The sequence below is a fragment of the Streptomyces hyderabadensis genome (assembly GCF_020404845.1).
GTDB classification, from domain to species: domain Bacteria; phylum Actinomycetota; class Actinomycetes; order Streptomycetales; family Streptomycetaceae; genus Streptomyces; species Streptomyces hyderabadensis.
This window is the reverse complement of sequence record NZ_JAIOJZ010000010.1, coordinates 119,794-133,264: the sequence shown is the minus strand read 5'-3', so window position 1 is coordinate 133,264 and position 13,471 is coordinate 119,794. Positions and strand designations below refer to the sequence as shown.

Below are 13,471 nucleotides of genomic sequence, written 5' to 3'. Positions count from 1 at the left end.
TTATACGTAACACTTGCTGGAGTGGGAACGGGGAGGTGGGTCGTGGTCGCCGGGTATCTGGACATTCTCCGGGCGCGGCATGCCGTGCGGCTGCTCGTCGGCACGCTGGTCGGGCGGTTGCCGAACGCGACCGCGGCGATCGCGATCGTGCTGTTCGTGCGGGCCGAGGGCGGTTCGTACAGCCTCGCGGGGGCGCTGGCGGCGGTGTACGGCGTCGCGAACGCGGTGGGGCAGCCGGTGCTGGGGCGGCTGGTGGACCTGCACGGGCAGCCGCGGGTGCAGTTGCCGGCCGCGGTGCTGTCGGCGCTGGCGATGGCCGTGTTCGCGTTCGCGGGCACCGGGACGGCCGTGCTGGCGTACGTGGCCGTGGGGGCGGCGGGGCTGTTCACCCCGCCGCTGGAGGGCGGTCTGCGGGCGCTGTGGCCCAGTGTGCTGGGCGAGGAGGACCAGGTGCACACGGCGTACGCGATGGACGCCGTGGCGCAGGAGGTCATGTTCACCGTCGGGCCGCTGCTGGTGACGGTGTGCGTGTCGCTGTGGTCGCCGCAGGCGGCGCTGCTCGTGCTGAACGGTGTCGGGGTGCTGGGCGCGCTGTCGGTGGTCGTGTCGCCGCCTTCGCGGGCGTGGCGCTCGGCGCCCCGGGAGGCGCACTGGCTGGGTGCGCTGCGTTCGGGCGGGCTGCTGGCGCTGCTGGGGGCCTTCCTGTTCATCGGGATGGCGCTCGGGTCGATCACGGTGGCCTCGGTGCCGTACGCCGACGATCACGGCGGTGACGCGGTGTACGGGTGGCTGATGGCCGCGCTGGGGCTGGGTGCGCTGGTCGGGGGAGCGGTCTACGGGGCGCGGCGGTGGGCCGGTGAGCCGGCGCGGCGGCTGCGGCTGCTGGTGGCCCTGCTGGCGGTCTGCTACCTGCCGTTGATGCTGATGCCGGGCGCGGTTTCCATGGTGCTGCTGACGGTCCTCGCGGGTGTGTTCCTCGCGCCGTGCATCGCGTGCGCGTTCGTCCTCGTCGACGTGCACGCGCCGCGGGGGACGGTGACGGAGGCGTTCTCGTGGCTCGTGACGACGTTCACCGTGGGCGCCTCGGTGGGGACGGGGCTGGCGGGGCCCGTCGTGGAGCACGGTGGGGCGCTGTGGGGCTTCGCGGTGCCGGGGGCGGCGGGTTTCGTCTCGCTGCTCGTACTGGCGTGCACGGGGCGGGTCCTCGCAGCTCCCGCGCGGGGGGCGGTGGTTGCGGCTTCATCGGAAAATGATCCAAACCGTGCCGTCGAACCCCGTTTCAGTTCGGGTCATCAGGCGTAATGTTCAGTCATGGACCGCCGCATTTTCGGGCTGGAGAACGAGTACGGCGTCACGTGCACGTTCAGGGGACAGCGCCGCCTGTCGCCTGACGAGGTGGCGCGGTACCTCTTCCGCCGTGTCGTGTCATGGGGCCGCAGCAGCAATGTCTTTCTGCGCAACGGCGCCCGCCTTTATCTCGACGTGGGATCGCATCCGGAGTACGCGACACCGGAATGTGACAACGTGATCGAGCTCGTCACCCACGACAAGGCGGGCGAGCGCATTCTCGAAGGACTCCTGGTGGACGCCGAACGACGCCTGCACGAGGAGGGAATCGCGGGCGACGTCTACCTCTTCAAGAACAACACCGACTCCGCCGGCAACTCCTACGGCTGCCACGAGAATTACCTCGTGGCCCGGCACGGGGAGTTCTCGCGGCTCGCGGACATCCTGATTCCGTTCCTGGTGACGAGGCAGTTGCTGTGCGGTGCGGGCAAGGTGCTGCAGACGCCGCGCGGTGCCGTGTACTGCGTCAGCCAGCGGGCGGAGCACATCTGGGAGGGCGTCTCCTCGGCGACGACCCGGTCCCGGCCCATCATCAACACGCGCGACGAGCCGCACGCCGACGCGGAGCGCTACCGTCGCCTGCACGTCATCGTGGGCGACTCGAACATGTCCGAGACGACTATGCTGCTCAAGGTCGGCGCCACCGACCTGGTGCTGCGCATGATCGAGGCGGGCACGGTGATGCGGGACCTCACCCTGGAGAACCCGATCCGGGCGATCCGCGAGGTCAGCCACGACATCACCGGGCGCCGGAAGGTGCGTCTGGCCAGTGGCCGGGAGGCGTCGGCGCTGGAGGTGCAGCGGGAGTACTACGAGAAGGCCGTGGACTTCTGCGAGCGCCGCGGGATCCGCACGGGCACCGTCGAGCGGGTGCTGGAGCTGTGGGGCCGCACGCTGGACGCGATCGAGGCCGAGGACCTGGACCGCATCGACACCGAGATCGACTGGGTCATGAAGTACAAGCTGCTGGAGCGGTACCGGGCCAGGCACAACATGACCATGTCGCACCCGCGGGTCGCGCAGATAGACCTCGCCTACCACGACATCCACCGGCGTCGTGGTCTGTACTACCTGCTGGAGAAGAAGGGCCAGGCCGCCCGGGTCGCCAACGACTTGAAGATCTTCGAGGGCAAGTCCGTTCCGCCGCAGACCACTCGGGCCCGGCTGCGCGGCGACTTCATCCGGCGGGCCCAGGAGCAGCGCCGGGACTTCACCGTCGACTGGGTCCACCTCAAGCTCAACGACCAGGCGCAGCGCACGGTGTTGTGCAAGGACCCGTTCCGTTCGGTGGACGACCGGGTGGAGAAGCTGATCGCCGGGATGTGACCCGGAAGGGGTGAGAGTCGCGCTTTCCGCGCGAAAGGGCGGAACGCCACACGGGCACCGTACGTTAGCCGTGCGGTGCCCTTCTCACGCCGTAGAGTTGCGCGCACGCCAGCCGACAGGACCGACCCGATACCGATAGAGGCCCCCACCGTGCGCCGACGCTCACTTCTCATCGCCGTCCCCGCGGGACTGGTCACGCTCGCCGCCTGCGGTGACAGCGACGACTCCGGCTCATCGAGCAACGCGAGCGACAGCGCGTCGCCCGAAGCGTCGGCCACCTCGGCCGCACCGCCTCCGAAGATCGTCGACGGCCCGCTGCCGGCGATCACCGCGGGGACGAAGTTCGACCAGAAGCCGACCGTCGCCAAGGGCAGCGGCGAGCCCTCCAAGGACCTCGCGGTCAAGACGGTCATCGCGGGCGGCGGCAAGGCCGTCGCGGAGAACGACTTCATCTCGGCGAACTACCTCGGCCAGATCTGGCAGAGCGCGAAGGTCTTCGACAACTCCTACGACCGCAAGACGCCGCTGGTCATCCAGCTCGCCCAGGGCAGCATCATCGACGGCTGGCGGTACGCGCTCACCGGCAAGAAAACCGGCAGCCGCGTCCAGTTCTCGGTGCCGCCGACCTGGGGGTACGGGGAGCAGGGCAATGAGCAGGCGGGGATCAAGGGCGACGACACGCTGGTGTTCGTGGTCGACGTCCAGGACACCTTCAACGCGAAGAGCAGTGCCGACGGCAAGAAGGCCGCGCAGGACGACGCCGCCCTGCCGAAGGTCGGCACCAACACCGACGGCACGGCGCCCTCCATCGAGGTGCCGAAGACCGACGCGCCGAAGAAGCTCGCCGCCGAGTACGTCCTGGAGGGCGACGGCGCCGAGGTCGGCGCGCAGGACAGCGTGCTGGTGCAGTACAAGGGTGTGCTGTGGGACGGCGGCAAGGAGTTCGACTCGACGTACGCCAGGAAGCAGCTGACGTCGTTCTCGCTGCAGCAGGTCGTCAAGGGCTGGGCGCAGGGTCTGACCGGCAAGAAGGTCGGCAGCCGGGTCCTCATCGTGATCCCGCCGGACCTGGGGTACGGCGACAGCCCGCCGGAGGGCAGCGGCATCGAGAAGGACTCCACGCTGGTCTTCTCGGTGGACATCCTCGCGAAGATGTGAGGCCGCGGGGATGTAAGACTTGGGCCGTTGCCTTTCCGCAGACAAGCAGGAGCTGAACACGTGAGCATCGACAAGCCCGAGGTCGACTTCCCGGGCGGCGAGCCCCCGGCGGACCTCGAGATCAAGGACATCTGGGAGGGCGACGGCCCGGTTGCCGAGGCCGGTCAGACCGTGACCGTCCACTACGTGGGCGTGACCTTCAGCACGGGCGAGGAGTTCGACGCCAGCTGGAACCGCGGTACGCCGTTCCGCTTCCCGCTCGGCGGCGGCCGCGTCATCAAGGGCTGGGACCAGGGCGTGCAGGGCATGAAGGTCGGCGGCCGCCGCCAGCTGACCATCCCGGCGCACCTCGCGTACGGCGACCAGAGCCCGACCCCGGCGATCCCGCCCGGCTCGACGCTGATCTTCGTGGTCGATCTGCTCGGAGTCTGAGCGAAGTCCGAGCGGCCGGCGATCGGAGCCGGTCACCTGGGGTCCATGCCTGTCCGGGCATGGGCCCTCGGCTTTTGCCGCGCCACCGCGGGGCGGTACGGTCATCCGTCGTAAGCACCATAGGGAGAAGGGCGTCGATGGCCATTGCCAAGGCCGAGCGGCTGATGAACCTGGCGCTGTGTCTGCTCGGGACACGGCGGCCACTCAGCAAGCGCGAGCTGCGCGAGTCCGTGGAGGCCTACCTCGAGGCGGGCTCCGACGACTCCTTCAACCGCATGTTCGAGCGCGACAAGGACGACCTGCGCGAACTCGGACTGGTCATCGAGACCGTGGAGAGCCTCGACGGCGAGATCGGCTATCTGGCCCGCCGGGACAGCAACCGGCTGCCGCCCATCACCCTGGACGCCGAGGAGGCCGCCGCGCTGGGGCTGGCCGCGAAGGTGTGGCAGCAGGCCCGGCTGGCCGGCGCCGCCAGCGGTGCGCTGCAGAAGCTGCGGGCGGCCGGGCTGCCCGAGGACGTCGACCCGTACGAGGCGCACAGCGCGCTGGAGCCCCGCATCCCGGTGCACGAGGCGGCGTTCGAGCCGCTGATGCTGGCCTGCCGCGACCGCAGGCCGGTCGTCTTCGAGTACCGCAAGGCGAATGCCGCCCAGCCCGAGCCCCGGCACGTGGAGCCGTGGGCGCTGGAGTGCTGGCGCGGCCACTGGTACCTGGCGGGCTTCGACCGCGACCGGGGTGCCGAGCGGGTGTTCCGGCTGTCGCGGATCACGGGGAAGGTGCGCTCGCGCGGCTCGCGCTTCACCGCACCGGTGCCGGACGTCGTCACGGTCCGGGAGACGGTCGCGAGCTGGGCGGGGGAGACCGCCGACCGCTCGGCGCTGATCCGGCTGCGCACGGGCGCGGGTTACCCCCTTCGGGCGAAGGCCACCGGGGTGCGGGAACTCGGTGACGGCTGGGACGAGTTGGAGATTCCGTACGGGCACGGCCTGGACGCCTGGCTGGTGGAGTTCGGGCCGGACGTGGTGGTGCTGGAGCCCGCGGAGCTGCGTGCGGACGTGGTGGACCGGCTGCGTGCCGTGGCCAAGGGCTGAGGGGGAGCGGACAACACTGTGGCAGGCAAACCGGTCAGGCCCGTGAACGCCATCGACCAGACCCGGCGGATGCTGTCCCTGGTGACGTATCTGCGCGAGCGCCCCGGGGCCCGGGTCGAGGACGTCGCGCGTGCCTTCGGCATCACCGAGGACGAGCTGGTCTCCGACCTCGACGTGCTCCCGATGTGCGGGACCAGCTTCCGCGGCGGGGATCTGCTGGACATCGACACCGACGGCGAGCGCATCTGGTGGCACAACCCGGCCGCGCTGGGCGCGGACGCGGCCGAGCCGCTGCGGCTGGCCGCCGACGAGGCGACCGCGCTGCTGGTCGCCGCCCGGGCCGTGGCGACGCTGCCGGGGCTGCGCGAGAGCGACCGGCAGGCGCTGCTGCGGGCGACCGCGAAGGTGGAGACCTCGGCCGGCGAGGCCGCCGGTGCCAGTTCGCGGCTGTCCGTCACCTTCGAGTCCGAGGGCGGTGTCTTCGCCGACGTCGACCGGGCCATCTCGGAGCGCCGCCGGCTGTGGATCCGCTACTACTCACCGGCCCGGGACGAGGTCACCGAGCGGGAGATCGACCCCATCAGACTGGTCAGCGTCGGGCACACGTACGTGGAGGCGTGGTGCCGCCGCTCGGAGGCGCGGCGCACCTTCCGGCTCGACCGGGTCGCCGAGATCCGGATCCTGGACGAGCCCTCCGCCCCGCCCGAGGTCGAGCTGCGGGACCTGTCGGAGGGGCTGGTGCAGCCCGCCGCGGAGGATCCGGAGGTCGTCGTCGAGGTCGGCCCGGGCGGCCGCTGGGTCGCCGAGTACTACCCGCACGACAGCGCGGACGAACTTCCCGACGGCGGTCTGCGCATCACCCTGCGCACCCCGGACCCGGCCTCCCTGCGGCGCCTGGCGCTGCGGCTGGGGCGCGACGGCCGGATCGTCTCGCCCGCCGCGCTCGCCGACAGCGCCCGGCAGGCCGCCCGCGAGGCGCTGGCCGCGTACGACGGGATCGAGGCGGCCGGGGCACGGGACGGTGCGGAGTCCGTCTCCGGGGCCGGGGCGCGCCCGGGCACGGGGGCGGCCGACGGGCAGCACGACAGGCAGGAGCGAGCACTGTGAGCGACCCCCTGGGGCCGACGGGAGCGACCGGAGCGGGCGCGTCGTCCGGGCCGGGCATGACGGCGGCGATCGCGTTCGCCGGCATGAGACGTGTGTCACCGGTCGTGTTCAAGGCGGGCTGCCCGGACTGCCGGGGCCGTTTCGAACTCGCCGCGAGCGCCCTGCGTCTGGCCATCGGCGCCACCAGCCGGACGACCTTCTACTCGTTCACCTGCCCCGAGTGCGGGTCGGCCGTGCGCAAGCCGGCCGGGGAGCGGGTCGTGGAGCTGCTCACCGGCGGCGGGGTCAGGACTCTGCGGCTGCACTCGACGGTCTAGTCTCGACGTCATGTTCTGGCCGATGTTCGCGGTTGCCGTGGGTTTCCTGGGTCTCGCCGTCCTCGCGGTGTTCGCCGTGAAGGTGTTCGTGGAGGCGCAGCGCCTCGGCCGGCAGGTGACGGACTCGGCCCGCCGGATCAGCCGGGCCGCGGAGGACCTGGAACGCGCGACCGAGAGCGCCGCCCGAGCTGTGGACGCCTTGTGAACGGCTGAATCCGGCCGCGCAGCGGCGTCGGTGCCCCGACGGGCCGGTGTGAGTTACGTTTTGGGACACTTCGCCCTGTCACGTCATGGGTTCCGGACGGTACGCTGCTGGTCGCGGCCAGGAAAACGAGGCCCGGCCGCGGACGGGAGTACGCACGGGGATTGCCTCACGTTCACCCCTGAGCGTTACGATCGCTGCACAAGACGATCGATCGGACGCATGTCCGGCCGGTCGGACAGCACCCCCACCCAGCCGCCTCGGTGAGAAGGTAAAGACTTATGTTCGGAAGGCTCGGCGCCCCCGAGATCATTCTCATCCTCGTCGTCATCATCCTGCTGTTCGGCGCGAAGAAGCTTCCGGACATGGCGCGGTCGCTCGGCAAGTCGGCGCGCATCCTCAAGAGCGAGGCCAAGGCCATGAAGAGCGAGGCCAAGTCCGACGAGACCGCCCCGGCCGACCCGCCCACCCCCGAGCAGTCCGCGGCGCAGCGCACCATCCAGGCCGCCCCCGGCGACGTGACCAGCTCCCGGCCGGTCACCGAGCCGACGGACACGACCAAGCGCTGACGCAGGGCCGGTGACCTCCGGCCCGCCGCACGAGATGGGAACGTGGGTTGCTGAAGTCTGCCCGCAACAAGGAGAAGGATCCCGAGGGGCGGATGCCGCTCGCGGAGCACCTTCGTGAGCTCCGCAACCGGCTCGCGAAGGCGCTGCTGGCCATCGTCGTCGTCACGGTGGTCGCCGCCTTCTTCTATCAGGAGATCATCAACTTCCTCACCGAGCCGATCCTCAAGTCGGTCGGCTGTGAGAAGTCGTTCGGCGAGCTGGCCCGGGCGAAGGCCGGCTCGGAGCCGTGCGCGCAGATCACCATCAACGGTCTGCTCGGCCCCTTCACCCTGGCGCTGAAGGTGTCCCTGACCGCCGGTGTCGTGCTGGCCTCGCCGGTCTGGCTGTACCAGCTGTGGGCGTTCGTCGCCCCGGGCCTGCACAAGAACGAGAAGAAGTACGCCTACGCGTTCGTCGCCACCGGCGCCCCGCTGTTCCTTATCGGCGCCTACTTCGCCTACGCGGTGCTGCCCACCTCCGCGAAGGTGCTGATCGAGTTCACCCCGAGCGACGTCGACAACCTGTTGCCGCTGGACGAGCTGCTCGACCTCGTCACGCGCATGGTGCTCGTCTTCGGCCTCTCCTTCGAGCTGCCCCTGCTGCTGGTGATGCTCAACTTCACCGGGGTGCTGAGCGGCAGGCGGATGCTCGGCTGGTGGCGCGCGATGATCATGGGGATCACGCTGTTCGCGGCCATCGCCACGCCCAGCACGGACCCGCTGACCATGCTCATGCTGGCCGGGCCGATCTGGGTCCTGTACTTCGGCGCGGTCGTCGTCGCCCTGCTGAACGACCGCCGCAAGGCCCGCCGCGAGGCCCTGGAACCCGACGACGACGAGGCGTCCGACCTGGACCTCACCCCCGAGGACATCGGCGAGGTCGAGCCCGTGACCACCGCCCGCGCCCTGCCCGAGCAGGCCACGAAGGACCGGGTCAACGGCTACGACGACGTGACCTGAGGACCGCCGGGGCGGTGACGGCAGGCGTCGCCGCCCCCACGGAACCCCCACACGGCCGATCCCGATAATGATCGTCCGGTTGTCAGTGCGGGCCGGTACGCTCGAAAGCACGATGACAGAGGATCTCTCACCGGCCGAGCGGTACGCGGCAGCCCGTCAGCGAGCTGTCGAGCAGGCCACCGCGCTCGCCTCCTTCCGCGAGATGTACGACTTCGGCCTCGACCCCTTCCAGATCGAGGCCTGTCAGGCGCTCGAGGCGGGCAAGGGGGTGCTGGTGGCCGCGCCCACCGGCTCCGGCAAGACGATCGTCGGCGAGTTCGCCGTCCACCTCGCCCTCCAGCAGGGCCGGAAGTGCTTCTACACGACGCCCATCAAGGCCCTGTCGAACCAGAAGTACGCCGACCTGTGCCGCCGCTACGGCACCGACCGGGTGGGCCTGCTCACCGGCGACAACAGCGTGAACTCCGAGGCACCGGTGGTCGTGATGACCACCGAGGTCCTGCGGAACATGCTGTACGCGGGCTCGCAGACCCTCCTCGGCCTGGGATACGTGGTCATGGACGAGGTCCACTACCTCTCCGACCGCTTCCGCGGCGCCGTCTGGGAGGAAGTGATCATCCACCTCCCCGAATCCGTGACCCTGGTGTCACTGTCGGCGACCGTGTCGAACGCGGAGGAGTTCGGCGACTGGCTCGACACCGTGCGCGGCGACACCCAGGTGATCGTCTCCGAGCACCGGCCCGTGCCGCTGTTCCAGCACGTGCTGGCCGGACGCCGGATGTACGACCTGTTCGAGGAGGCCGAGGGCCACAAGAAGGCCGTCAACCCCGACCTGACGCGCATGGCGCGCCTGGAGGCGAGCCGCCCGTCCTACCAGGACCGCAGACGCGGCCGCGCCATGAAGGAGGCCGACCGGGAGCGGGAGCGCAGACAGCGCTCGCGGGTGTGGACGCCGAGCCGGCCCGAGGTCATCGAGCGGCTGGACTCCGAGGGGCTGCTGCCCGCGATCACCTTCATCTTCAGCCGGGCCGGCTGCGAGACCGCCGTCCAGCAGTGCCTGTTCGCCGGTCTCAGGCTCAACGACGAGGACGCCCGGGAGCAGGTGCGGTCCCTCGTCGAGGAGCGCACCGCCTCGATCCCCCGCGAGGACCTGCACGTCCTGGGCTACTACGAGTGGCTGGAGGGGCTGGAGCGCGGCATCGCCGCCCACCACGCGGGCATGCTGCCCACCTTCAAGGAGGTCGTCGAGGAGCTGTTCGTCCGCGGACTGGTGAAGGCCGTCTTCGCCACCGAGACCCTCGCCCTCGGCATCAACATGCCCGCCCGCTCGGTCGTCCTGGAGAAGCTCGTCAAGTGGAACGGCGAGCAGCACGCCGACATCACCCCCGGCGAGTTCACCCAGCTCACCGGCCGGGCCGGCCGGCGCGGCATCGATGTCGAGGGGCACGCCGTGGTGCTGTGGCAGCGCGGCATGAACCCCGAGCACCTCGCGGGACTGGCCGGCACCCGCACGTATCCGCTGCGCTCCAGCTTCAAGCCGTCGTACAACATGGCGGTCAACCTGGTCGAGCAGTTCGGCCGGCACCGGTCGCGGGAGCTGCTGGAGACGTCCTTCGCGCAGTTCCAGGCGGACAAGTCGGTGGTCGGGATCTCCCGTCAGGTGCAGCGCAACGAGGAGGGGCTGGAGGGCTACAAGGCCTCCATGACCTGCCACCTCGGCGACTTCGACGAGTACGCCCGGCTGCGCCGCGAGCTGAAGGACCGCGAGCAGGAGCTGGCCCGGCAGGGCGCCAACCAGCGCCGTGCGGAGGCCGCCGTGGCGCTGGAGAAGCTGAAGCCGGGCGACGTCATCCACGTGCCCACCGGCAAGTACGCGGGCCTCGCCCTCGTCCTCGACCCGGGGCTGCCCGCCGGGCGGTCCAACGGACACCGCGGCTTCGACCACCACGACGGGCCCCGCCCGCTGGTGCTGACGGCCGAGCGGCAGGTCAAGCGGCTGGCGTCGATCGACTTCCCGGTGCCCGTCGAGGCCCTGGACCGGATGCGCATCCCCAAGTCCTTCAACCCGCGCTCGCCGCAGTCCCGCCGCGACCTGGCCTCCGCGCTGCGCACCAAGGCCGGGCACATCCCGCCGGAGCGGGCCCGCAAGAAGCGCTCCCAGGCCGCCGACGACCGGGAGATCGCCCGGCTGCGCAAGGCGATCCGCGCCCACCCCTGCCACGGCTGCGACGACCGCGAGGACCACGCCCGCTGGGCCGAGCGCTACCACCGGCTGCTGCGCGACACCTCGCAGCTGGAGCGCCGGATCGAGGGCCGCACCAACACCATCGCGCGCACCTTCGACCGGATCGTCGCGCTGCTGACCGAGCTGGACTACCTGCGCGGCGACGAGGTCACCGAGCACGGCAAGCGCCTGGCCAGGCTCTACGGCGAACTGGACCTGCTCGCCAGCGAATGCCTGCGCGAAGGCGTGTGGGAGGGCCTGTCACCGGCCGAGCTGGCCGCCTGCGTCTCGGCGCTGGTCTTCGAGTCCCGGGCCGCCGACGACGCGCTGGCGCCGAAGGTGCCCTCGGGCCGGGCGAAGGCCGCGCTCGGTGAGACGGTCCGCATCTGGGGCCGCCTGGACGCCCTGGAGGAGGACTTCCGGATCAGCCAGACCGAGGGGGTCGGCCAGCGCGAGCCCGACCTCGGCTTCGCCTGGGCGGCGTACATGTGGGCCTCCGGCAAGGGCCTCGACGAGGTGCTGCGCGAGGTGGAGATGCCGGCCGGCGACTTCGTGCGCTGGTGCAAGCAGGTCATCGACGTCCTCGGCCAGATCTCGGCCGCCGCGCCAGGCAGCGGCTCCACCGTTCCGAAGAACGCGCGCAAGGCGGTCGACGAGCTGCTGCGCGGGGTGGTCGCCTACTCCTCCGTGGGCTGACCCCACTCCGGCAAGGCCCGGCGGGAATCCCGCCGGGCCTTCGTGCGTTCCGCGGCCCCGGCGCCGCTTTCCCTCATCACGGTGAGTGATTTTCGAGCACCCTTCGGGCATTACCCCACGTGTTCGAATGACTCCCCGGCGTGCAAATGGGCCCGACCATACTCCAGTCCCCGGGCCCGTTTCAGGTGCTTGCCGAATATGACACGGCGATGATCCCCCCGGACTAAGCTCGCCCGCAGCGCACCGAGTTGAGGGGTATTCGCGCGCTTGTTCCCAATGCGGCGAAGATCCCGACAACTCCCAGTACTACCCCGCCGCAAGCTTCCCCATCCCCGCCGATTCGTTTCAGAGGGCCTACATGGTGAGTGTTGATTCCCCTCCAGGTCGCCGCGAACTTCCCTACGCGCGCACACTGCTGCTGCCGGCCATACTGATGGCCGCGGCCACCGGGGCCGCCGTCGCCCTCGTGACGGAACCGGCCCGGCTCGCCGTCGGCCTGTGCGGTGCCGTCGCCACCGTCCTGGTGATCGCCGCGGGCGCCGAAGCGGTGCGCCGCGGCCGCGCGCTGCGGGCCGTGCGCGCCGAGCACGCCCGTCACACCGCGTATCTGGAACAGCGGGCCGCGAGCCACCACGAGGAGATGGTCCGCCTCGGCGCCGAGGTCATCCCGAACGTCCTGCGGGTCATGCGCCGGGGCGCCACACCCCGCGAGATGATGAACCGCCTGGGCGAGGTGGACCCCTCCTACGCCGAACTCGGCGAGCCCCAGCGCGAGCTGGTCCGCATGGTCTGCGAGATCGTCGACCACGAGGACGCCATGCGCGAGTCCGCCGAGCGCTCCTTCGTCGACATCGCCCGCCGGGTCCAGGCGATCGTCCACCAGCAGCAGAAGGAACTCCGCGAGATGGAGGAGGACCACGGGCGCAACCCCGAGGTCTTCGACGACCTGCTGCGCATCGACCACGGCACCTCGCTGATCGGCCGTCTCGCCGACTCCATCTCCGTGATCGGCGGCGGCCGTCCCGGACGCCAGTGGCCCGAACCGGTCGCCCTGTACAGCGTGCTGCGCGGCGCCATGTCCCGGATCCTGGAGTACCGCCGGATCAACCTGGCCTCCATCGCCAAGGTCAACATCAAGGGCACCGCCGTCGAACCGGTCATCCACGCCGCGGCGGAACTCCTCGACAACGCCACCCGCTACTCGCCGCCCGCCGCCAAGGTGCACGTCACCGCGACCGAGGTGCAGAGCGGTGTGTGCATCGAGATCGAGGACGCCGGCGTCAGCCTCAGCGAGGAGTCCCGCGCCCGCATCGAGGGCCTGCTGGAGCAGGCCAAGCGCGGCACCGACGTGCAGGACCTCGCCCACCACCCGCGCCTGGGCCTGTCCGTGGTGGGCCGGCTTTGCACCCAGTTCGACATGGACGTCTCGCTGCGGGCCTCCGCGTACGGCGGCGTCCGCGCCATCCTCATCGTGCCCAGCAAGATGATGACCACCGAGCCCGGCGTCGGCCTCGCCCACGGCATCGGCGCCACCTCGATCCCCACCCCCGGCCCCGACGCCCTGCCCGGACCGCAGCGCAAGCCCAAGAAGCGCCGGCCCACCAGCCCCCGGATCCCGGCCACGGTCTCCCTGGAGGACGACGTTCCCGAGGTGACCGAGTGGACGGCGGGCGGACTCCCGCAGCGCCGCAGCCGGGTCAAGATGCCGCTCAGCCAGCGCCTCGCCGAGCAGGCGGCGTGGGAGCGGGAGGACGCCGAACGCGAGGCCCGCCTGGCCGCCGAGCGCGCCCGCAACGGCATCCCGGAGCCCGCCGCGCCGGAGCCCGGCCCGGACAAGGACCAGGGCGGCCTCCCGCCGGGCCACTTCATCGGCGCCTTCTGGGAGGGGCTCAAGCAGCACCCGGGCAACGCCCACCAGCAGTCCAGCAGCAACGAGCCGGCCCACGCCCCGGCAGACGACGAGGGGAACCTCAAGTGATCGAGCAGCAAGGCAAGTTCGACTGG

Annotated in this window: 12 protein-coding genes; all 12 read left to right on the top strand. The window is 70.9% G+C overall.

Annotated elements, in window-relative coordinates; all coding sequences use genetic code 11:
• Positions 1 to 42 precede the first annotated feature (42 nt).
• The 12 genes from K7854_RS10755 (at position 43) to K7854_RS10700 (ending at position 13,445) form a co-directional block, all read left to right on the top strand.
• The gene (locus K7854_RS10755) at positions 43 to 1,302 is read left to right on the top strand and encodes an MFS transporter (protein WP_226026200.1); all 1,260 of its coding nucleotides are present in this window, start codon (positions 43 to 45) and stop codon (positions 1,300 to 1,302) included.
• 9 nt (positions 1,303 to 1,311) lie between these two features.
• Positions 1,312 to 2,673 (top strand): Pup--protein ligase, encoded by a 1,362-nt coding sequence (gene pafA, locus K7854_RS10750; protein WP_226026166.1) that lies wholly within the window; start codon positions 1,312 to 1,314, stop codon positions 2,671 to 2,673.
• A 150-nt stretch (positions 2,674 to 2,823) separates the two neighbouring features.
• Positions 2,824 to 3,831, top strand: coding sequence for an FKBP-type peptidyl-prolyl cis-trans isomerase (locus K7854_RS10745; protein WP_226026165.1), 1,008 nt, complete (start codon positions 2,824 to 2,826; stop codon positions 3,829 to 3,831).
• 60 nt (positions 3,832 to 3,891) lie between these two features.
• Positions 3,892 to 4,263 carry an FKBP-type peptidyl-prolyl cis-trans isomerase gene (locus tag K7854_RS10740; RefSeq protein WP_061445642.1) on the top strand — a complete coding sequence of 124 codons (372 nt, stop codon included), beginning with the start codon at positions 3,892 to 3,894 and terminating at the stop codon, positions 4,261 to 4,263.
• A gap of 137 nt (positions 4,264 to 4,400) precedes the next feature.
• Positions 4,401 to 5,354, top strand: a complete 954-nt coding sequence (locus K7854_RS10735; RefSeq protein ID WP_226026164.1) for a helix-turn-helix transcriptional regulator — start codon at positions 4,401 to 4,403, stop codon at positions 5,352 to 5,354.
• 18 nt (positions 5,355 to 5,372) lie between these two features.
• Positions 5,373 to 6,461 (top strand): helix-turn-helix transcriptional regulator, encoded by a 1,089-nt coding sequence (locus K7854_RS10730; RefSeq protein ID WP_226026163.1) that lies wholly within the window; start codon positions 5,373 to 5,375, stop codon positions 6,459 to 6,461.
• 56 nt (positions 6,462 to 6,517) lie between these two features.
• On the top strand, positions 6,518 to 6,778 hold the full coding sequence (locus K7854_RS10725) for a phage terminase large subunit family protein (RefSeq protein WP_216883243.1): 261 nt from the start codon (positions 6,518 to 6,520) through the stop codon (positions 6,776 to 6,778).
• 10 nt (positions 6,779 to 6,788) lie between these two features.
• Complete coding sequence (locus K7854_RS10720; protein WP_003977192.1) at positions 6,789 to 6,983, top strand: membrane protein; 195 nt, start codon at positions 6,789 to 6,791, stop codon at positions 6,981 to 6,983.
• 278 nt (positions 6,984 to 7,261) lie between these two features.
• Positions 7,262 to 7,549 (top strand): Sec-independent protein translocase subunit TatA, encoded by a 288-nt coding sequence (gene tatA, locus K7854_RS10715; RefSeq protein ID WP_226026161.1) that lies wholly within the window; start codon positions 7,262 to 7,264, stop codon positions 7,547 to 7,549.
• Between the two features lie 47 nt (positions 7,550 to 7,596).
• A complete protein-coding gene (gene tatC, locus K7854_RS10710) occupies positions 7,597 to 8,547 on the top strand; it encodes a twin-arginine translocase subunit TatC (RefSeq protein ID WP_226026160.1) in 951 nt (316 codons plus the stop codon).
• 67 nt (positions 8,548 to 8,614) lie between these two features.
• A complete protein-coding gene (locus tag K7854_RS10705; protein ID WP_226026159.1) occupies positions 8,615 to 11,467 on the top strand; it encodes a DEAD/DEAH box helicase in 2,853 nt (950 codons plus the stop codon).
• A gap of 358 nt (positions 11,468 to 11,825) precedes the next feature.
• Positions 11,826 to 13,445, top strand: a complete 1,620-nt coding sequence (locus tag K7854_RS10700; protein ID WP_226026158.1) for a sensor histidine kinase — start codon at positions 11,826 to 11,828, stop codon at positions 13,443 to 13,445.
• Positions 13,446 to 13,471 lie beyond the last annotated feature (26 nt).

Coding starts and splice junctions, on each gene's coding strand:
- pafA (WP_226026166.1), top strand. CDS start 1,312: ATGGACCGCCGCATTTTCGGGCTGGAGAACGAGTACGGCGTCACGTGC.
- K7854_RS10735 (WP_226026164.1), top strand. CDS start 4,401: ATGGCCATTGCCAAGGCCGAGCGGCTGATGAACCTGGCGCTGTGTCTG.
- K7854_RS10725 (WP_216883243.1), top strand. CDS start 6,518: ATGACGGCGGCGATCGCGTTCGCCGGCATGAGACGTGTGTCACCGGTC.
- K7854_RS10720 (WP_003977192.1), top strand. CDS start 6,789: ATGTTCTGGCCGATGTTCGCGGTTGCCGTGGGTTTCCTGGGTCTCGCC.
- tatA (WP_226026161.1), top strand. CDS start 7,262: ATGTTCGGAAGGCTCGGCGCCCCCGAGATCATTCTCATCCTCGTCGTC.
- K7854_RS10705 (WP_226026159.1), top strand. CDS start 8,615: ATGATCGTCCGGTTGTCAGTGCGGGCCGGTACGCTCGAAAGCACGATG.
- K7854_RS10700 (WP_226026158.1), top strand. CDS start 11,826: ATGGTGAGTGTTGATTCCCCTCCAGGTCGCCGCGAACTTCCCTACGCG.